The 20,183-nt window shown below is 53.2% G+C and carries 21 protein-coding genes; 4 read left to right on the top strand and 17 right to left on the bottom strand.

Annotated features, from left to right (window positions below; translation table 11 throughout):
- The 9 genes from grpE to gpr form a co-directional block, all read right to left on the bottom strand.
- Complete coding sequence (gene grpE / locus IJ22_RS04390; RefSeq protein WP_054818542.1) at nucleotides 1–621, bottom strand: nucleotide exchange factor GrpE; 621 nt, start codon at nucleotides 619–621, stop codon at nucleotides 1–3.
- 138 nt (nucleotides 622–759) lie between these two features.
- Nucleotides 760–2,301, bottom strand: a complete 1,542-nt coding sequence (locus tag IJ22_RS04385; RefSeq protein ID WP_062407523.1) for a TCP-1/cpn60 chaperonin family protein — start codon at nucleotides 2,299–2,301, stop codon at nucleotides 760–762.
- Nucleotides 2,298–3,332, bottom strand: a complete 1,035-nt coding sequence (gene hrcA / locus IJ22_RS04380; protein ID WP_054818552.1) for a heat-inducible transcriptional repressor HrcA — start codon at nucleotides 3,330–3,332, stop codon at nucleotides 2,298–2,300. The genes IJ22_RS04385 and hrcA overlap by 4 nt, the downstream gene beginning before the upstream one ends.
- 89 nt (nucleotides 3,333–3,421) lie before the next feature.
- A complete protein-coding gene (locus IJ22_RS04375) occupies nucleotides 3,422–3,886 on the bottom strand; it encodes an N-acetyltransferase (RefSeq protein WP_062407521.1) in 465 nt (154 codons plus the stop codon).
- Nucleotides 3,887–3,962: 76 nt separating this feature from the next.
- On the bottom strand, nucleotides 3,963–5,135 hold the full coding sequence (gene hemW, locus IJ22_RS04370; RefSeq protein WP_062407519.1) for a radical SAM family heme chaperone HemW: 1,173 nt from the start codon (nucleotides 5,133–5,135) through the stop codon (nucleotides 3,963–3,965).
- 87 nt (nucleotides 5,136–5,222) lie between these two features.
- The gene (gene lepA, locus IJ22_RS04365) at nucleotides 5,223–7,037 is read right to left on the bottom strand and encodes a translation elongation factor 4 (protein WP_062407517.1); all 1,815 of its coding nucleotides are present in this window, start codon (nucleotides 7,035–7,037) and stop codon (nucleotides 5,223–5,225) included.
- An 83-nt stretch (nucleotides 7,038–7,120) separates the two neighbouring features.
- Nucleotides 7,121–7,489, bottom strand: a complete 369-nt coding sequence (locus IJ22_RS04360) for a hypothetical protein (RefSeq protein ID WP_062407515.1) — start codon at nucleotides 7,487–7,489, stop codon at nucleotides 7,121–7,123.
- A gap of 51 nt (nucleotides 7,490–7,540) precedes the next feature.
- A complete protein-coding gene (gene spoIIP, locus IJ22_RS04355) occupies nucleotides 7,541–8,791 on the bottom strand; it encodes a stage II sporulation protein P (protein WP_062407513.1) in 1,251 nt (416 codons plus the stop codon).
- A gap of 235 nt (nucleotides 8,792–9,026) precedes the next feature.
- Nucleotides 9,027–10,025 (bottom strand): GPR endopeptidase, encoded by a 999-nt coding sequence (gpr, locus tag IJ22_RS04350; RefSeq protein ID WP_062407511.1) that lies wholly within the window; start codon nucleotides 10,023–10,025, stop codon nucleotides 9,027–9,029.
- A gap of 195 nt (nucleotides 10,026–10,220) precedes the next feature.
- Between gpr and rpsT the strand changes: the two genes are divergently transcribed.
- Nucleotides 10,221–10,493: a 30S ribosomal protein S20 gene (rpsT, locus tag IJ22_RS04345; RefSeq protein ID WP_054818541.1), complete on the top strand. Its 273-nt coding sequence runs from the start codon at nucleotides 10,221–10,223 to the stop codon at nucleotides 10,491–10,493.
- 91 nt (nucleotides 10,494–10,584) lie between these two features.
- Here the strand turns inward: rpsT and holA are convergent, their stop codons facing one another.
- From holA to IJ22_RS04320, 5 genes are all read right to left on the bottom strand, one after another.
- Complete coding sequence (holA, locus tag IJ22_RS04340) at nucleotides 10,585–11,604, bottom strand: DNA polymerase III subunit delta (protein ID WP_062407509.1); 1,020 nt, start codon at nucleotides 11,602–11,604, stop codon at nucleotides 10,585–10,587.
- A 314-nt stretch (nucleotides 11,605–11,918) separates the two neighbouring features.
- A complete protein-coding gene (locus IJ22_RS04335) occupies nucleotides 11,919–13,190 on the bottom strand; it encodes an anti-sigma factor family protein (protein ID WP_054818540.1) in 1,272 nt (423 codons plus the stop codon).
- Between the two features lie 51 nt (nucleotides 13,191–13,241).
- Nucleotides 13,242–13,799, bottom strand: a complete 558-nt coding sequence (locus IJ22_RS04330; RefSeq protein WP_062407507.1) for an RNA polymerase sigma factor — start codon at nucleotides 13,797–13,799, stop codon at nucleotides 13,242–13,244.
- A gap of 230 nt (nucleotides 13,800–14,029) precedes the next feature.
- On the bottom strand, nucleotides 14,030–14,233 hold the full coding sequence (locus tag IJ22_RS04325) for a 2-hydroxymuconate tautomerase family protein (protein ID WP_054818538.1): 204 nt from the start codon (nucleotides 14,231–14,233) through the stop codon (nucleotides 14,030–14,032).
- Nucleotides 14,221–15,414, bottom strand: a complete 1,194-nt coding sequence (locus IJ22_RS04320; RefSeq protein ID WP_062407505.1) for a YbfB/YjiJ family MFS transporter — start codon at nucleotides 15,412–15,414, stop codon at nucleotides 14,221–14,223. Before IJ22_RS04320 ends, IJ22_RS04325 begins: the two co-directional genes overlap by 13 nt.
- 117 nt (nucleotides 15,415–15,531) lie before the next feature.
- On the opposite strand from IJ22_RS04320, the gene IJ22_RS04315 reads away from it, so the two are divergent.
- The 3 genes from IJ22_RS04315 (at nucleotide 15,532) to IJ22_RS04305 (ending at nucleotide 18,120) form a co-directional block, all read left to right on the top strand.
- Nucleotides 15,532–16,554: a transposase gene (locus IJ22_RS04315; RefSeq protein WP_139170768.1), complete on the top strand. Its 1,023-nt coding sequence runs from the start codon at nucleotides 15,532–15,534 to the stop codon at nucleotides 16,552–16,554.
- A gap of 46 nt (nucleotides 16,555–16,600) precedes the next feature.
- Entirely contained in the window at nucleotides 16,601–17,107 is a 507-nt protein-coding gene (locus IJ22_RS04310) for a hypothetical protein (RefSeq protein ID WP_054820364.1), read from the top strand.
- 140 nt (nucleotides 17,108–17,247) lie between these two features.
- The gene (locus tag IJ22_RS04305; RefSeq protein ID WP_062407501.1) at nucleotides 17,248–18,120 is read left to right on the top strand and encodes a LysR family transcriptional regulator; all 873 of its coding nucleotides are present in this window, start codon (nucleotides 17,248–17,250) and stop codon (nucleotides 18,118–18,120) included.
- A gap of 108 nt (nucleotides 18,121–18,228) precedes the next feature.
- Here IJ22_RS04305 and IJ22_RS04300 read toward each other — a convergent pair whose 3' ends face one another.
- The 3 genes from IJ22_RS04300 to IJ22_RS25960 all read right to left on the bottom strand — a co-directional run bounded on the left by IJ22_RS04300 (nucleotide 18,229) and on the right by IJ22_RS25960 (nucleotide 20,174).
- Nucleotides 18,229–19,143, bottom strand: coding sequence for an EamA family transporter (locus IJ22_RS04300; RefSeq protein WP_062407500.1), 915 nt, complete (start codon nucleotides 19,141–19,143; stop codon nucleotides 18,229–18,231).
- A gap of 131 nt (nucleotides 19,144–19,274) precedes the next feature.
- Nucleotides 19,275–19,946, bottom strand: coding sequence for an MFS transporter (locus IJ22_RS04295; RefSeq protein WP_160327344.1), 672 nt, complete (start codon nucleotides 19,944–19,946; stop codon nucleotides 19,275–19,277).
- A gap of 51 nt (nucleotides 19,947–19,997) precedes the next feature.
- Nucleotides 19,998–20,174, bottom strand: coding sequence for an amidase family protein (locus tag IJ22_RS25960; protein ID WP_137670529.1), 177 nt, complete (start codon nucleotides 20,172–20,174; stop codon nucleotides 19,998–20,000).
- Between the last annotated feature and the right edge of the window lie 9 nt (nucleotides 20,175–20,183).

Below are 20,183 nucleotides of genomic sequence, written 5' to 3'. Positions count from 1 at the left end.
TTATGAGCTCACCTTGACCATGGCCGGACGCAGAACTTTATCCTTAAGCATGTAGCCCTTTTGTACCTCTTCCACTACAATGCCTTCCTCATGTTCTTCCGATTCCACCTGCATGATCGCCTGATGGTATTCCGGATTAAACGGTGTGCCCACCGCTTCCATTGGCTTTAAGCCTTCGTTTGCAAGCACTCCGTCCAATTGACGGAAAATCATTTCGATGCCCTTGGCCAGAGCGTCGTAATCCTTGTTATCTTTGCTTGCGGCGAGGGCCCGTTCGAAATTGTCGACAACCGGGAGCAGCTGCTCGATAAGCTTTAAAGAGGCGTACTTCGCAAATTCTTCCTTTTCTTTCATCGTACGCCGTCTGTAATTATCAAAATCGGCTTGAGCTCTTAACAATCTCTGCTGATGGTCTTCCACCTGCTTCCTAAGCTCCTCAAGCTCCTGATTGACAGCATCTTGGGCTTCGGAAGCATCTGCTGCCTGCGCCTGTTGGTTTTCGTCTCCGGCCTCGGCAGCATTCGTTTCATTATCAGTTGCGGCTTCATATGTAACGTTCGCCTCTTGCTCCGGCTGTTCGCCTGCCTTTTGGCGTCCGTCCGCTTGTTGTTCCGTGTTCAATGTCTGTCACCTCCTTGACCGAATCAGCCCGGCCATCCACTATAACTGTGGCTTGAGCAGTTCAGGGTACGCCGACCTTTATCTTTATTTATATATTGTAACCATTCTGCATCGGTGAACACAACCATACGGCAGCACTCACTCTTCGGTACGCGGATCCCGCATTTTAATCACGGTGTGTATGCGCAGCACAGCGGACGCCACTTCTCCTGCCGCCTGCAGCGCATGCAGCTTCACTTCCGCCGGATCGATCACACCCTGCTCCAGCATATCCTTCACCGCTCCCGTATCGCAGTCGATACCGAGGCTGTCGCTCCCCGCGGCAATCTGCGCGGCTTTGGCTTCTTCTACCTTCTCAAGCGGATTGTAGCCCGCATTCACAACAATTTGCGCCAGCGGCTTACGCAGCGCCTGCACAACGGCCGCGATGCCGAAGCCTTCCATCCCCTGCACCGTCTCTCGGTACCGTTCGAGCTCATGCGCAACGGCCATCTCGGCAGCCCCGCCGCCGGGCAAGCATCCTCCCCGCAGCGCGGCCTGCACGCTGGAAGCCGCGTCACGGGCAATGCGAAGCCGTTCTCCGACGACTTCGCTTGTGCTGGCGCCGACGACGATCGATACTTGCGCACGGCCTTTGCCCTCAGCCATACGCACCAACTCCAGCCGTTCGTCGTAGGCAACATGCCCGGCATAACCGAGATAGCCTGCCAATTCATGGGCCGGCTTGCGCAGCCCGCTGCGGCGGAGCGGCCGGGCACCGGTGTATTCCGCAATGCGGCGCAGCTCCGCCCGCGGCAAGCGCTGCAGCACCATAATCCCGTGATCGGTGCAGAACTGCTCCGCTTCCGGATCAATCCCCCGTTCCGAAGCGATAAAGCCCACGCGCAGCTCGATCAGCTTCCCGAGCATCTCGCGGAACTGTTCGCGAAGCTGCAGCTGCTTGTGAAAGCCGGCATCCGTCGTCAAAGCCTCCTCATCGACGGTTTCCGGTTCGAATGCATCCTGAAACAGCAGGATATGAGCCGTATCGGGAGGAAATTCAAGCTGCGCATTGGCTGGCTTTTTCTGAATAAGCAGGCCGGGCCAAACCTCTCCCTCTGCCTTGCCGCGGGATAAAATGACGTCAGAAAAGCGGAAATGCTCCTCCCTCAACTTTTGCAGCCCGAGCCGTTTGGCGCCTTCAATGACGAGTCCGGCCAAATCGGCGTACTCACGCCCCGCAATATAAGCGATCCGATACAACAAAGGATCGTCGAGCCCGCTGATCGGGCGCGAACGACGAGCCAGGGAACGCAAAGCGAATGCAATGCCTTCCTGCACCCCGCGTACGACCTTAGCTACCGGAACGCCGCGTGTGACCTGAGCCACGCCTTCAGCTACAAGCGCTCCCGCAAGCACCGTGGCGGTTGTCGTACCGTCTCCCACCCGATCCTGCTGGGATCGGGCCACCTGGATGAGCAGTCTTGCCGCCGGATGGGTCACATCCATCTTCTCCAGGATGGTGACGCCGTCGTTGGTAATAATAACTTCTCCCCGTGAGCCTACCAACATGGTATCAAGCCCCTTAGGGCCCAGCGTTCCTTCCACCGCCGCGCAAATCGCGCGAATCGCATTGGCGTTGTTTCTCAGCGTTGCATAAGTTTCCTCGCCATCCTGACTCCCGTTATTCACCTGGCTCATTTATACCAACGCTCCATGAGCTTCGTCAAATCTTTGGACAGATGATCCAGAAGCTTCATTACTCTGGCGTAATCCATCCGTGTCGGACCGAGAATGCCGATGGTGCCCAGCAATTGACCGTCTATAGAATACGATGCGGTAATCAGGCTGCAATCATTCACCGCTTCGAGCTTGTTCTCACTGCCGATCCGCACTTGAATTCCGCCCCTCGCATCCGCCGTCCCGTCAAAAAGCTGTACCAGCTTCGGCGTTTCGGCAAGCAGGTCAAGAATATTCTTCACTTTATCGACATCTTTGAATTCCGGCTGATTGAGCATGTTGGTCGTGCCGCCCAAATATACGCGTTCTTCTTCTCCGCGGCTTATCACGGAATCCAGCATGGCCAATAGCTCCTCATAGCCGGAAACATAGCTGCTCATCTCCGCCGCGATCTCCGTATACAGCTTCGATTTAAAATGAAGCAGCGGTACGTTTTTCAGCCGTGCATTCAGAAGGTTGACGAACTTCTCGATCTCGCCCATCGGGATGCCTTCGGGAATCGTCACCGTTTTGTTCTCTACCTGGCCTGTATTGGTAACAATGATAGCAACGGCTGTCCGCTCATTCAAAGGGACGATTTGCAGATGCTTCATCGTCGTGCCCGTCATTTCCGGCCCGAGTACGATGGAAGTATAATTGGTAAGCTGAGACAAAATCATTGCCGTCTGCTGGATAACCCCTTCCATCTCCTGCATTTTATCGGTAAAAAAACGTTTGAGCACATTCACTTCATGGTGTGCCAGTTTGCCGTAAGTCATCAAATGATCGACATAATATCGGTAACCCTTATGAGAAGGAATCCGGCCGGCCGATGTATGCGGCTGCTCCAGATAGCCCATATCCTCCAAGTCTGACATTTCGTTGCGGATGGTGGCAGGGCTGAATCCCACATTTCCGCGTTTGGATATGCTGCGGGAGCCAATCGGCTCTGCTGAACGAATATAATCATCTACGATGGCGCTTAAAATATGACGTTGACGTTCGGTTAGCACATTCATCCCACCTTTCGTTAGCACTCCATTCGATCGAGTGCTAATCTAATACAAAAATAACAGACCCCAAGGGTCTGTGTCAAGTCGTCTCACAACCGTTTCAGAACGGCGATTTCGTCGCAGCAATGCTGCTTTTTACAATGAATGCAGTCCCGCCAAACCTTCTCAGGAAAGATTTCTTTATCCACAACAGTGAACCCGTTTTTCTGAAAAAACGCCACCTCGTATGTCAGCGCCATGACTTTGGGAATTCCCTGTTCTTTTGCTTCTTTGACCAAAAAATCGACAAGCGCCTTGCCGATCCCCTGTCCCTTATAACCGCTCGTTACGCCGAGCGAACGGATCTCCACAAGATCATGTCCAAGCCTTGTCAGCGAACCGCAGCCAACCAAGGCACCGTCGATCTCCGCCACGATGAACGTATCGATCTGCGCGGCGAGCGTCTCCCTGGAGCGCGGAAGCATAATCCCTTGTTCAGCATAGCCTTGAATAATATCGTAAAGCGTACCTATATCGTCTTCCGTCGCTTTTCTGCAGGTCACGGTCATTTTCATCGGGATCCCACCATTCGTCTAGTAAAAAGTGCAATGAAATAATATGAATAAATATACAACAGAACGTATAAAATATTCAACCCTTTTTTAACCCGACCGCTCCCAAAAACTCGCCGAACACCTCATTGCCAAGCCATAACCCGCGTGCGGATAACTTATAGCCCTCCGGCTGAGCCTCAAGCAGCCCTTGTCCGCAAAGCTTATCCAGCACATCGCCGAACACATCCTCGAGTTTTCTGCCGAATTGCTCGGTAAAATCCGCTTTCCTTACGCCGCGAAGCAGCCGCAGCCCGACCATCATGAAATCTTCCATGGCCTCCTCTTCGCTGACCTCACTGGTTTCCAAAAGCGGGCGTCCTTTCCGGGTCGCGTCGATATACGGCTGAATCCCTTTTATGTTGACATGGCGCAGCCCCCGGACATACCCGTGCGCTCCCGCGCCAAGGCCGTAATAGCTTTGATTGCGCCAATACATCGAATTATGGCGGCTCTCATACCCTGGCTTCGCAAAATTGCTGATCTCATATTGACCGTACCCCGCGGACTTTAACCGCTCCATGATCAGGGCGAACATGGCAGCTTCCTCTTCTTCCTCAGGCAACGGAAGCTCGCCCCGTTCATACAGGGCATGGAACAGTGTGTTTTCTTCTACCTTTAAGCTGTAAATCGAATAATGAGTCAGATCCAGCGCTAAAGCTTTGCGGAGCGTATCTTCCATCATATCCCGCGTCTGCTTCGGCAGTCCGAACATCAGATCGATAGACAGATTGGTAAAGCCGGCCGCGCGTGCGTTCTCAAGACTCCGGTATACGTCATCCGTGTTGTGAATTCTTCCGATCCGTTCCAGCAGTCCGTTGTCGAACGATTGTACGCCGAAGCTGACCCGGTTGACGCCGCCCTCTTTCATGGCCTGAAGCTTATCCGGATCCGTTGTGCCGGGGTTCGCTTCCATTGTAAACTCGAGCTGAGGCGACCAAAGCGGAAAGTAGGTGCGTACCCGGTGCAAAAAGCTTTTCATCTGTTCGGGCGTCAGCACCGTCGGCGTTCCTCCACCCACGAAAATCGTCTCGATCTCTCCCGGCGGCACTGCCTTTACGGTTTGCTCCATCTCCCGCTCCAATGCGTCCAAATATTCCATGACCGGCTGGCCCTTGAGAATATACGAATTAAAGTCGCAGTAATGGCATTTGTTCGTGCAAAACGGGATATGAAGGTACACCGCTTTAGGCGTTTGGTTTTGCTGCAGCATTTGGGTCACCATCCCTCGAATGGCAAAAGCAGGTGCCTGCCTGAAGCCGCGATAGCCCCGATCAGCACCTGCCCGCCTATGTTCAGTTTATTTATCGTCGATCTTCAGCACCGCCATAAACGCTTCCTGCGGTACCTCTACGCTGCCGACCTGCTTCATGCGCTTTTTCCCTTCCTTCTGCTTCTCCAGGAGCTTCCGTTTCCGGGAAATATCGCCTCCGTAGCATTTGGCAAGCACGTTTTTGCGCATCGCTTTGACCGTTTCACGGGCAATGACCTTCTGTCCGATCGCCGCCTGGATAGGCACCTCGAACATTTGCCGGGGAATGATCTCCTTGAGCTTCTCGCAAATGATGCGTCCGCGGTTGTAAGCGCGGTCGCGGTGAACGATGAAGGAGAAGGCGTCTACCTGCTCTCCGTTCAGCAGAATATCCATTTTGACCAGGTTGGAACGTTTGTAGCCTGAAAACTCATAATCAAAGGATGCATACCCCTTGGTGCTCGATTTTAGCTGATCGAAGAAGTCGTATACAATCTCCGATAACGGGATCTCGTAGGTCAACGTAACCCGCGTCGTATCGAGATATTCCATATTGATATATTCGCCGCGCTTGGATTGGCAAAGCTCCATGATCGCCCCGACGTAGTCGTTAGGGACAATGATCGACGCCTTCACGAACGGCTCCTCGACAAAATCGATTTTGCCAACTTCAGGAAACAGCGACGGATTTTCAATGTTCAGCACCGTACCGTTGGTCTGCGTCACGCGGAATACCACGCTCGGCGCCGTGGTAATGAGCGGAATGTTAAATTCCCGTTCAATCCGCTCCTGAATGATCTCCATGTGGAGAAGCCCCAGAAAGCCGCAGCGGAAACCGAATCCGAGGGCGGTCGATGTCTCCGGCTCAAAGCTGAGCGAAGCGTCGTTCAACTGCAGCTTCTCGAGCGCTTCGCGCAGGTCGTTGTAATCGCTTGTTTCAATCGGGTACAAACCGCAGAACACCATAGGATTGATTTTGCGGTAGCCCGGGAGCGGTTCCGGTGTCGGGTTCTTGGCATCGGTGACGGTATCCCCGACGCGGGTATCGCCGACATTCTTGATCCCCGCCACGATAAAGCCTACATCGCCGACTTCCAGCGACTCGACGGTTCCCATCCGCGGCTTGAACGCCCCGACCTCGATGACTTCAAACGTTTTGTCCGTCGCCATAAACTTGATTTTGGAGCCTGAACGGATAGAGCCGTCTATCACCCGGACGTAAACGATAACGCCTTTGTACGGATCGTAGTGCGAGTCGAAAATGAGCGCCTTCAGCGGTTGGTCGGGATCGCCCGTCGGAGCCGGCACCTTCTGGACCACCTGCTCAAGGATTTCTTTAATCCCGATGCCCGCCTTCGCCGATGCGAGCACCGCTTCGCTTGCATCGAGCCCGATGACGTCCTCGATCTCCTGCTTCACCCGCTCCGGATCTGCGCTTGGCAAATCGATTTTGTTAATGACCGGCAGTATCTCCAAATTATTGTCCAATGCCAGATACACATTGGCCAGCGTCTGCGCTTCGATGCCCTGAGCCGCGTCTACGACGAGCAGCGCGCCTTCACAGGCCGCAAGGCTGCGGGATACCTCGTACGTAAAGTCGACGTGGCCCGGGGTGTCGATCAGGTTCAATATATATTCTTCGCCGTCATCGGCACGGTAGTTCAGCCTGACGGCCTGCAGTTTGATCGTGATCCCCCGCTCCCGTTCCAAATCCATCTGGTCGAGCACCTGATCCTGCATTTCACGCGACGATAGCGCGCCGGTGAATTCGAGAATCCGGTCAGCCAGCGTTGATTTTCCATGATCGATATGAGCGATAATGCTAAAATTTCTGATTTTTTTCTGTCTGGCTCGGATATCCATCGGCAGCTAAACCTCACTAACCTGCAAATTTACAATACTATTCATTATAGCAGTTGTGAGGGAATGCTTCAATGGAGTCCCGATTACTTCAGCAGGGCTTCAATCAAGGAGACGAAAGCGCGAATCGCGTGATACGCCGCAATCTGCAGCAGCTCCCCCGCCTTGTTGCCCACGCGGTTGATTCCCGTATCGGCGGTCGGCTCGGCGTCGGTCGCCGCCTTCGATTTGACCGGCGGCTTTGATTTGGCCGTATGGCTGCCTGCCGCCGCCGTCTTTCCGGCAGCCGGCGCCGAGCTGTAAGCACGCTGCGCGGGCGCGGCGTCCGCCTGCGCTTTGGTAAGCGGTCCGTGAATCCGTTCTGTCCCCTGCGTGGCGAGCGATACGCCGAAAAAAATGCAAAACGCCATGGCCAGCCCAAAGGTGCCGTACTTTACGAATGCATTGCCTCTCACACACTTTCCTCTCCTTTCATTGCAGGCGGCGGACGTTTACGTTTGGCCGGCTCAGCTTTGCTTTTTTTCCTCCGCCGGGGCAGGAGCAGGAGGGGCATCCACCTTCTCCGCATTCAGGATGACTTGGGAGATCGCTGCCGCAAGCGCATCCGCAGTACGGTAGCACTCCTCCAGCGTGTTGTCCACGCCGCCGATTTCGATCAGCACGTTGTGCGGTGAAAAATTCTGATTATATACCCCGTTGCCTTCACCGGATTTGGCATGAATCCCCTTGGAAATACCCGGGAATTTTTCTTCCAACGCTTGGTCGATCTGCTCGGCAAACTCATAATTTTGCTTCCAGTTCGGATTTTTCCCGCCGATGATAAAATAAACCTGTGCATACGTCTTGCCGTTAATGGTAGCCGTTGTTTTGTCGCGCCGCTGGGAATCGCGATGAAGATCAAAATAAAATTTCAAATCAGGATGTCCGGCCGAGGCTTCCTGCAGCGTTTTGAGAGAATACCTGTAAGAATAATAGTAATTGAAATTGGGCTCGATCGCCGGATAGTTTTTGTCGGAATGCACGGCCCCGATCCCTTCCCTTTCCAGCTTTTCCGCAAGCCTGCGGCCTACAAGCGTCACATTTTTCTTTGGATCGTAGGCCTTGTCCGGATCCTTCACTCCCGGAAGTTCCGGCAAATAGGACTCCTGATTGTGGGACTGATAAATGAATACCACATTTTTGCCCGCTGTTCTCGGAGGCTGCGCAGTCGGAAGCGGATGCTCAGGACCTTGAACCGGCCCCTCCGCAGCGGCACCCGGGTTCGCCGTAATGGAGCCGGCCTCGCCCAAATCTTCCCGTTCAAACACGCCGGACTTCGGTCCGAAATCCATCGGGGAATCTGCCGTCCCGCCGCCTTTGCTCAGCAGAACGGCGCGATCCTGCCCCATCCCCGGCACCTCCCTGGCGATCAACGACTTCGGATCATGCGGGTTCAGGTCGGTCACCAGAGAAAACAAAAAGGCGGATACGTTGGATTGCGAGAACGTGAACGTTTTCCCGTCCGACGGAAGATGGGGAATCTCCATGCCCATCATATCCATGAAAAATTGGCTCGATACCGAGGCCGCCAGCCCCTTCATGGAAGAAGACGGCTCCGTATTCCTGATCTTGGAATGCACATATCCAAACAACCCCAGCGCTATAAAAAATAACAGGCATCCCGTCATCAAAATCGTCAAGGTCCGCATATACACTCCAACGGAATATTTCGCTTTCCGAAGCTTGTTCAAGCTCACCGTAATTGCCGGCCATTTCATTGCCATTCCTCCTTCTTCTGCTTCCGGTTCTGCAGGCGCGGCGGCGGTCACTCGGGTTCCGCCCGCTTGTTCGTCTCCTCGATCGTCTACTAACAACTCTATGAAGAGGCGTAAATCGATAGAACCTAAAAATAATAGACCTTATCGGAAGAAGGAGCTTTGCGGCCCTCCGTTCAACAATAAAAAACGCCCGATCGGCTCAATAATGAGCCTTTCGGGCGTTTTCGCATCAGGATTAATGGGTATATGCCGACACATTGTCCGCATCCACCGCTTCGTGTAATGCGGCGTTCAAGCCGCTTGCGATGATGTTCGCAATGTCTTCAATAAACTGATCGATCTCTTTGGGCGTGACCAGCAGATCGTGCCCCAAAGGATTAAGCACTTCCTTGACAAGCTGCAGCCGCTCCTGCTCCTTAAGGTTATCGAGCAGACCGAGAATGTGTTCGGTATTGGCGGTTCGCTGCCGGAAATGATTCTGCATCATATCAAACGCATTGTTTACAATGGTAGAAGCGTAAACGACGGTCGGCACGCCGATCGCTATACAAGGAACTCCTAACGTTTCGAGCGTAAGACCCTTGCGTTTGCTTCCGATGCCCGAGCCGGGATGAATGCCTGTATCGGCAATTTGAATCGTCGTATTCACCCTTTCGAGCGAGCGTGAGGCAAGCGCATCGATAGCAATGACCAGATCCGGCTTCGAGCGGTCGACGATTCCCTGCACGATTTCGCCGGTTTCAATTCCCGTCGTGCCGAGTACACCCGGGGCTACTGCGCTGACAGCGCGGTATCCGGGACTCACCTGATCCGGCATCAGTTCAAAATAATGCCTTGTCACCATCACGTTCTCGACAACGATCGGACCTAAAGCATCGGGCGTCACATTCCAATTGCCAAGTCCGATAATGAGAACTTTGGCGTCCCGGGAAATGTTCAGCTTTTGCAAAAACTTCTCGAATTCTTGAGCTAGTACGGTGGCAACCCTGTTTTGAAGATCGCTGTCTTTTTGCCGGAGCGCCGGTACTTCAATCGTAATATAATGACCCGGCAGCTTTCCGAGCGCCCGGGATCCTTCCTGGGAGGTAATGTCGATCAGACTGACACGGATGCCGTCGTGCTCAACATTCGACGTATGTACGCCCGGGATGGACGAACCTGCGGAAGAAGCCATTTCGTTCGCCTCCAGCGCCAGGTCTGTCCGGACTGAATATGCGCTTAGGTCCAGATCCATGAACTCGTCCCCTTTTCTCATTGTGCTCATGGTTTATAATGTGAAAAAGCTGTTAACGTTATGCAAAAGTTTTACAGACGCCCTCCTGCGTTTCTATTGCATTTTGATATGCCTCATGTTAGAATATCAAGAGTTGTCTGCGAATGATGAAATGGACATTTAGTTTTTTGCAAGTTGTAGTAGGAGGTGAACGTCATGCCAAACATTAAATCCGCGATTAAACGTGTGAAAGTGAGCGAAAAGCGCCGTCTGCGCAATGCCTCTCATAAATCCGCACTTCGCACTGCTGTGAAATCTTTTGAAACAGCTGCAGCAAGCAACAACGTGGAAACAGCTAAAGCTGCCCTGATCGCTGCCAGCAAGAAGCTGGACAAAGCAGTGACCAAAGGATTGATCCATAAAAATGCCGCTGCCCGCAAAAAGTCCCGCTTAGCGAAAAAGTTTAACGCTCTTTCCGCGCAGGCTTAAGTTCGAGCGACGAAAGAAAGACCATGCCTCCTATACGGATACATGGTCTTTTTGTTTCTCCAATCCAACGGGTGCCTTGCCTTTCCGGCGATCAGGAAGCCAGCTTCAGCAAAAACATCTCCAGCCCCAGCACCTTATCGATTTTACCGCTTTTCATTTGGTAATCCAAATCCCCCAGCTGCTGCAAAATATGGGCCAGACGCTTCAGCTCGAACTTAACCGCCTGCCCCGCCGCAATTTTGACTCCATACGGATGCAGGCCGATCTGGCCGGCAATCTGCTGTTGGGAATAGCCCTGCTGCATCAGATCCTTCACCTGAAACATGATCCTGAACTGCCGTGCGATCAGCATGACGATCTTGATCGGCTCTTCCTTGCGCCGCAGAAGCTCATTCAGCAAGGTAAACGCTTGATCCAGTTCCACTTGCACAATATGCTCGATAAGCTGAAAAATATTTTGTTCGATGCTTCTGGTCACAAGCTGCTCCAGATCGGCGGATGTGATCGTGCCGCCCCGCCCGATATAGAGGGCGCATTTTTCCAACTCTTGGGCCAAAGCCTGCAGGTTTGTTCCCGTATATAAAATCAGCTGCTCCGCCACGCCGGGAGCCAGGCTGATGTCCGCCTTGTCCGCTTCCTGATTCACCCAATGCGCCAATTCGTCCGCCGAGAGCGCCGTACAAGGAATCAGCGCGTTCGCTTCCTTTAACGCTTTGACGATTTTTTTGCGTTCATCCAGCTTATCCGCATCCACCGTAAAGACGATGATGCTGAAGTCAACAGGCGTCTTCAAATAATCCGTTAACCGGTCCAGCTTGTGTTCGACCTTGCCGTTCTCTTTGGCGCCTGTCAAAAAGAGAGCATTATTGGCCACAACCACCTTGTTCGGCACCATAAAAGGAAGGGTCTCGGCCTCCTCGATTACCGCTTCCACCGGTGTCTCCGTCAAATCGTAACGGGATACGGCAAACGCTTTATGCTCCGGCAGCGCCAGCTTGTCCGTCAAGCGGTTAATCAGTTCCCGAATCAAGTAGCTCTCTGAGCCGTAACATACATAAACCGGCGCGAATTGCCCCTTGTCTATTTGTTTGACCGCTGTCTTGTAATCCATCGCCGTCAGCCACCATCCCCGTCCCAAGTCTTCCCTTTCTTATCCCCGTCTGTGCCGGTACATTATATGATATCAACAACAAAGGGATTACGTCAAAACCGGTGCGGTCTGACCTAATCCCTTTGTCCGAAACCCATCTATATAAACACCGCCGACAGGTTGGCTCTAGAAACCCCTTAGCGGCCGGTGGTCATACGACGTGAATCGATAGTATCGTGTTGCTTGGATATCCTAGTATACGCCGAATCGTTGAGAAGTGTGCAAAACAAGTTTAAAATCGTGAACCCCGCAGCTTGCAGAGAGACGCCGCTAGTTCAGTTTTTGTTTGCCTTCGTTTCCGTCTCCGTCTGTTCCGCAAGCGAAACAATGAACGTTCTCGATTGCTCGTGCATTTTCACCGCATATGTCAGCTTATAATCTGCAGACCATTCGACCAGGTCTATCCGGTCTGCATCTTCCCACGAATATTTGGAGACATAAGCCTCTTGGCCGTTCTTGGTTCGCACGATCACACGGGCATTCTCGAAATAAGCGGTATATTTCCCGTCAGCGGAAGCCAACTGATGCACCGGCGGCGCCTCTGCCTCCGGCATGCCCAATAGTCCCATCGGACCGCCGATCTTGCTGCGGTTAACTTCAGGTACGGCAGGCTCTGACGGATTCTCCGGCTCTCCGCCACCTCCGCCTGCAGTCGGGTCCATGGTGGAGGACACACCGTGGGAAGGCTTATCGTCAGACCCCGAGGCTTCCGGCGCGGAAGGCTCCGATCCGCCGGCCGGTTTCTTCGCCGGTTCAGGCTCAGGTGCGGTATTCGATACCGCCGGCTCCTCGGGCTTCGACGTCGGTTTATGCGCCGCAGGGGGGACCGCCGCTTTGGGCGCTATCGCCATTGGCGTAAGGCTCTGCTTTTCTTCCCAATCGTCCGCTCCCGCTGCAGATTCGTTTGGAGCTCCGCTGCCGCCCGTCGCGCCATGTTGATCTATTCCGTCCGTTCCGCCCTGATTTGGGGCGTCCTGTGCAGGTAATTGGTCTTGAGCCGACATCGTGCTACCCTGATTGTCAGCGGCCTGGCTTCTTGAATCCCGTACAGCGCTTTCGCTTGCTTTTTTCTGGTCCAGTCCGAGCCATATGCCGCCCGCATCCGGTCCGGCTTGCTGCTGGAACAGAAAGAACCCGAACGCAAGACCGGCCGCAACAACGCCTCCAAACACCGGAAACGAAAACCATTCCCTGACGTTTTTACGCATGCCCCGCTTTGACTGTTCTCGTGGAGGCGGCGCCGTCTGCTTCTCCGTCTCAACCTCCGCTTTCTCTTCCCCAATTGGTGCCGACCATGCCTCGCCCGGAACCTGTCCGCCTGCTTCGCCAAGCTGCTCCAGCTTCGGCATGATGGCGTCCACCAGGCTGAAAGGGGGGGTTACCTTCGGCAAGCTCTCGAGCTCATGCGACAAATTCACAAGACGCTCGAACAGCTCGGTGCAATCCGGACACTGCCGGAGATGCCCAAGCATCCGGCTGTACTCCGTTTCATCGAGATCCCGATCAAGGTATCTCTGCATCAGCTCGATCACCTCTTGACACATCATCCCCGTACACTACCTTTCTTTGGTGTTCGTATATCTTTTATCATTCGTCGCTCATCCCCGAATCGCATCGCTGCCCGCTTTTTTATACTCTCCAAGAATCGTTTGCAGCTGCTGCCTCGCCCTGAACAAATAAGACTTTACCGTGTTTATGGGCAAATCCAACGATTCTGCTATTTCATTATAGGAGAAATCCTCCAAATACCTCAGTACGACCACCGATCGATGGTGCTCGGGCAGCTTGTCGATCGCCTCTCTGATGTCTTGGGCGATATACGACGACATCACTTCGTCTTCCACCGTTTTATGGTCGGTAAAGCTCAGATCGTGCTGTTCAATCGAGACTGTCGGCTTTGCCCGACGGAATTTATCGATGCAAAGATTCGTCACGATGCGCTGAACCCACGTTTTAAACTGAGCCTTTTCTTCGTAGGAGTTGATTTTTGTATAGATTCGGATTAACGCTTCCTGTGCGGCGTCTAACGCATCCTGCTCATTGCCCAGAATGTAATAAGCGGTGCGGTAAACGTGATTCTCGATTTCTCGCAGTAGGGTAATAAGAGCGTCGCGATCGCCCGATTGGGCAGCCTTTATTAATTCTGGCGCTACCACTGGGATCCCCCTCTCATGCAACCTTATAAACGTTCCGGACTGCAAAAATGTTGCAGCGTCTTTAACTCTATTAAGAATATCAAATATTTCCTTTCAGGTATATAGAAGGAAAACGCCGTTAAGCTGCCATATTTTGCAGTTTAATATACGTCCGGAAAGCTTATTTGTTTCGTTCGCGAAAACAAAAAAAGATTTCAGCGCCGCGCTTGCGGACTGAAATCTTTTTGGCTTTATTTCCCTTGCTTTCTGCGTACCGTGACCGACTCGCCGCCGATCCCCCAGTTATCCGTATCCACTTCGTCAATGACGACAACGGTCGTTTGCGGATTTTTGTTAAGTACATCTGCCAACAGCCGGGTTACTCCTTGAATCAGCTCGGCTTTCTTCTCCGTCGTCACATTTTCTTTCGTAATCTTAATGTTTACATAGGGCATGTCGATCGTCCTTTCGCGTGAATAGGAATGATGATAATGCAAGCGCCGATCAAAACGATGACGGCCGCTCCGGCAAGCGACCATCGATAGCTCCCGGACAGAGCGGCGAACAGGCCTGCAGCCGCCGGACCGGCCATTTGGCCTGCGCCGTAGATGGCGGTGAGCAATCCTACACTTCTTCCCGCATCATAAACCGCCAGACGCCTTGCCAATGAAACCGCCAACGTCGTAATGCCCATGAACGTGGCTCCAAAAAGAATCGCCCCGACGGCCAAACCGGATGCTGTCGGGAAAACCACAGGCAGCAGAATGCCGACAGCCTGCAGCAGCATGGAAAAGAAGAGCGTCCGCTCTTGCCCCCAGTACCCCTGAAGCTTGGACCACATCCAGCAGGAAGGCATAGCTGCCGCCCCTACCAGCACCCAGCTCCAGTAGGAAAGCTCCTTCATAGCGGGCACACTTTGGGCATAAGCGACCAAAAAGGTTCCGGTCACGATGTATCCCAGGCCTTCCAGGCCGTATACCAGCTGCAGGCGAAGCATTCGCGGGTCCACGCGGCGAAAGCCTTTTCCGGAAGAGCCGGATGCGGGCGGCGCAGGCCTGCGGTCTCCAACCTCCTGCAGCCCCCGCCAGCCCGTGCTTAACAGCATGGCGCAGAGCAGCGCGAGCCCCAGCCATGTGCCCTGCCAGCCAAAGGATTCCTCAAGAAGCGGAACCGCAAGTCCGGAAGCGGCGATTCCCGCCCCGACTCCGCCGTAGAATACACCCGAAGCGCCGGCAAAACCCCGCAGACCCGCAAGGCCGTCCATCACGACGCCGGAAGCATACACGAATACGGCCGCTCCAGCAAAGCCGGAAATAAACCGCAGAGCCAGCCATAGCGGGAAAAGCGTCGTCAATCCCATGAGAGCAGTTGTCAGCACGCTGATAACGAGGGAGAGCTTGAGCCGTCCAAGCCTCCGCTCGCTGCCCGAGAACCACGCCGCCATCACGGCGCCGGCCAAATACCCCGCATAATTCGCCGATGCAAGGGCTCCCGCTCCGGCTTCTCCGAAAAACTGCTGTTCCATCATAAACGGCAGAATCGGCGTATACGCGAAACGGCCGACGCCCATGGCTATAAAAAGCGCCAGCACACCGCTGATTAAAAGACCAAGCGGCCGTCCTGCCCATACCGTCATGCCCGCTCCTCCTCCGGTCCCCATTTTTTTTCTACGGCGGCATGAATAACTAACAGGATCTTCCTAACGGTTTGTCGAAGTAATTACGGTCAAAATTTCCAAAGGAGTTGACCCGCATTGCTTTCCAAAAACCGTCTGCGTCCACAACGGAGAATATACTTTAGACCTGAACATAAGAATTGTCCTCACTGCCAACAGAAATTACGTCGTTCACATACAGCATGGAATAAGAAAATCGCCACATTGAAAGAAGTCGTTCACGTTTGGAGCATGGCCTACCATTGCGAAAATCCAGATTGCCCGAAGCCAGGTGTATACTACAAATCGGCGGAAGCAGAAGCAATAAGCATGAAGCATTCTCCTTACGGCTTCGACGTTGTTTGCCTAGTTGGTGAACTTCGCTTCAAACGGCATATGACCCGCAAGGAGATTGCGGATGAATTGAACGCGAGAGGTGTTCAGACATCCGAACGGAGCGCACAAAATCTGTATGAACGGTATCAAACATTGCTTGCTGCTAGTCTTACTGAACATACGAAGAAAGTGCTGGCTGAAGTCACAGAACAAAACGGCGGTATTATCTTGTCTATGGATGGCGTCCAGCCAGAGAAAGGCAATGAGACACTTTATGTAATTCGTGAAGTATTCAGCGGTACTGTCTTAATAGCAAAAAACATGAAAAGTGGTTCATCTGCCGAGTTACAAACGCTCATCCAACCGATCATCGAGCAAGGCTATCCGATCGTCGGTATTGTTAGTGATGGACAGCAATCCATTCGTCTAGCGATGGAGACGCTTTTGCCCGATGTGCCTTATCAATATTGCCAGTACCATTATTTAAAAGACATCGCGAAACCGGTTGTTGATGTCGATCGAAAGTTAAAGACCGAGCTCAAGAAAAGCATGCGCGGCATTCGTGAAGTCGAGCGGAAAATCGAACAGTCGGATTCACAAGAAGCAAGCATCGCGAAGGGTTACGTTGCTGCCGTACGTGCATTGCTCTTGGAAGACGGAAATCCTCCATTAGATTTACCCGGTATGCGTATCTATGAACAGGCCCAAGCCATTCAAGCGTCCCTTCAAAAATGCTTGGATAAAAAAGGGGGCCACCCTACTTCAAAACGTTTTCAGAATATTTAGTAAAGTCGATTCCCTTCAGCAACAATACGAGAAAGTCGCTCGCTGGATGAAGCCAATCCGTCACATTGCAGAAATCCTTGAACCCAGCATGGATAAGACAAGCAAGACAGTTGAATGGGAAATGACAAAGCTGTTGGATTGGGTTCGGCTTTCCTATACCGAAGAGAATGATCTGGAAATGGTTAACAATCTCCTTAGTTACAGCAAGGGATTCTGGAAGGGACTCTTCACTTGCTACGATCATTATCATGTGCCAAGAACGAACAACGATCTGGAACGCTTCTTCCGAGCTACGAAGACACGACACCGTCGGATGACCGGGCTACGCAACTGGAACGAATACATCTTACGGAATGGTGAGATGGTTGTGCTCGTTGATGATGGACTTAAACAGGAAAACCTAATCGCCCGTTTAAGGATGGTCGACTACACAAGCTACAAGAAACAGAAAGAAAAATGGAATAACCGGTTGAGCGATAGTGTTATGCGCAAACGGTTTAAACGCGATCCACAAAATTATCTTAAAAATTTAGAAAACCAATGGCTCAAATAACATGTATGTTATTCATGCCGCCGTAGTTTTTTTTAGCAGCCTGCTATTGTTAGCATAACGCTTTCTTGATATCATGTAAAATACGTAATATTGATATGACCTATCTGAAATTGAGATATCAGAAAAAGGAGGAGCGCAAATTGGATATCGACATGCTCAGAGCTTTCCAAGCGGCGGCGGCAGCCGGAACCGTTTCCAAAGCTGCCCTGCAGCTCGGCTACGCACAATCCAATATCACGACCAAAATCCGTCAGTTGGAAAACGATTTGGGAACGCCGCTCTTTTACCGCCATAACCGCGGCATTACCTTGACCCCTGCGGGGAAAACGCTTAAGGGCTACGCGGACCAAGTGCTGCGCCTGATGGAGGAAGCACGCAGGGCCGTGACCGACGGAACTGCTCCAAAAGGCTCCTTGGCCATCGGTTCTATGGAAACGACGGCTGCGGTGCGTCTGCCCGAGCTGCTGGCCTCCTATCATCGTTCCTACCCGGAAGTGAACCTGACGTTAGTCACCGGCCCGACGGAACAGCTTGTTCAGGCCGTGCTGGATTATGAGCTCGACGGCGCTTTTGTCGCCGGACCCGTGGAGCACCCGGACCTTCTGCAGGATTCGTTCATTGAAGAAGAACTGATGATCGTTACCGATGCCGCACACCCTCCGCTGGCCTCCGCCAAAGAGCTGGGCTCACGTACGCTGCTGGCGTTTCGCGCCGGCTGCTCCTACCGTGCCAGAATGGAGCAGTGGCTTCATGAGGAAGGCGTCATGCCTGTAAAAATTCTGGAATTCGGCACGCTCGAAACGATTCTCGGCTGCGTGGCCGCCGGATTGGGCATTTCCCTGCTTCCCCGCTCTATCGTTCAGCGCAAAGCAGAGGAAGGCTCCATCCGCTGCCATCCCATTGCGCATAAGCACAGCCGTGTATGGACCGTGCTGATTCGGCGCAGGGACGCATATGTATCGCAGGCCTACAAAGCATTTACAGAACAGATCCATGCCGGCGTCGTCCGATAACGGCAAAAGGACCTCAGGACCCCGTGGCAGTTACAATGGCAGCGCCGGCTAAACGAAACGCACATACGGCAAGACCGCCCCTCCACCAGGAAGAGCGGTCTTTCTTCATTAAAGCTTGCCTGCCGGCGGGTCTGTCCGCTTCATGGCGCTTTTCCGTTCAGACAAGATGATGCCTGCAAGGATCAGACCGATGCCGAGCCACTGCACCCATCCCGTCCGCTCTCCAAGCAGCAGCCCGGAGACGATGATCACGACGGGAAGCTCTACCGCTCCGAGAATGGCTGCCATCCCCGTATCCAGGTGCGGCGCTCCTTTGGCGAATACATACGGGGGCAGGATCATGCCGAACAAGGCCAGAATGCCTCCCCACAGCCACAGCCCCTCGGCAAGCGAGCCGTTCCACAAAAACTGTGGCGGATAAATCAGTAAAACCACGATAGCCGCCCCGGTAACCATCCACGAGCTTCTCAGCAATGCAGGCACCTCGACGGCTACCTTGCCGCTGAAATAGATGAACAGCGTGTAGCTCGCCGCCGCAAGCAATCCGAGTCCCGCTCCGGATAGATTAACGGGCTTTGTCGTTCCCATCCATAAGCCGGAGGCGAGCACCGTCCCGGCAAGAATAACGGCCACACCCGCAACCTGAAAGCGCCCGGGCGATTTGCCGTGCAGAAACCAATCCATCAGAAGTCCCATCCACGTAAATTGAAACAACAGCAGCACGGCGAACGAGGCGTCCAAAGACTGCAGCGAGTAATAATAGAAGACGCCTGTAAGCCCGGTAAAAAGCCCGCTGCCGATCAGCTTGAATACCGACCGCCTCGCCACCCGTTTTAATGTGCGCCAGTACGGCAAACTGATCAGCCACATCGCGGCCCACCCGATCAGCACCTGGCTGCCCGTCACCTCGCCCGGCGTAAATCCATAGCTGTAAGCCAGCTTGACGAAGGTCGACAAAATGCCAAATGATGCAGCTCCCAGCAGCACCAGCATACTGGCCTTGAATCGCTTGGACGAAAGCATTCCGATTTCCCCTGTTTCGTATTATCCCTCACCCACCCGCGGTCATGCCGCACAGGTGAAGATCATAACAAAAACAGGCCGTTTATTCAAGCGGCATTCATCATTCCGCTTTTTTCAACCAACGGGAATATTTATCGTTTACAGGCGCAAGCGGCATCCAACTGCCCGCGGTGCTTTTTGCGCATCCATCTTAATGAGACAGGCACCGCGAACAACACCATGACGCCCATGGCCAGAAATAATTGCTGCACCGCCAATACCCCCGCTTCCTGTACGGGCATAAGCAGCGCATATACGCTTCTTTTGGCTTCAAAAAACAAAGAAAATAAGACAACCGCCACAGAGGCGGTAATTTGCGCTGCGACGTGGTTCATAGACATCGCCCGGGATACCTGCCGGAAGGGTAACGCGTTCAATCCCACCGTCATGGCCGGGGTATGGATGGGCCCCAGCCCTAAACCGCGAAAACTAAGCTGCACAACCAAAGCCCAAAGGCTGCTTTGTCCTGCGGTAAATCCAAGAGCGATGGACATACATGAGACCGTAAGCAGGCCTAACGGCAAAATCCACCCTGCGCCGTGCCGATCCACAATACGTCCGCCGACTGTCATAGCCAGCCCCATTGCCAGCCCCATTGCCAGCGCCTGAGGCAGAAGGATAAGTCCCATAGCCAGAGCGCTGTAATGCAGCACCTCCTGCAGCAGCAGCGGAATGAGCAGAATGCCTGCAAACATGCTGGCCGTCGTCACCGAAGCGATGACCGTACCTTTGTTTGCCGATTTCTGTACAGTATTTTCCTGCATGCCGATCTCCCTTTCCTGCATAAAAGATAAGGAAGCCGAAGCTTCCCCATGCTAGGCAACCCATATTTCTTCTTTAGGCAGTTCTTTATACCAAGAGGTGTACTGTTCGTAGCAATGACCAACGGATAAAATTTCACCTTCCCCAAAAGGTCTGCCCATGAATTGCAAGCCGACCGGCAGCCCTTCGGAAGAAAATCCGGCGGGTACGGAAAGTGCCGTCAGCCCCAGAAAGTTCGC

The organism is Paenibacillus naphthalenovorans (assembly GCF_001465255.1).
In the GTDB taxonomy this organism is placed as follows: domain Bacteria; phylum Bacillota; class Bacilli; order Paenibacillales; family NBRC-103111; genus Paenibacillus_G; species Paenibacillus_G naphthalenovorans.
Note: the sequence above shows the minus strand (reverse complement) of the source record. Positions and strands in the feature narration are given on the sequence as shown.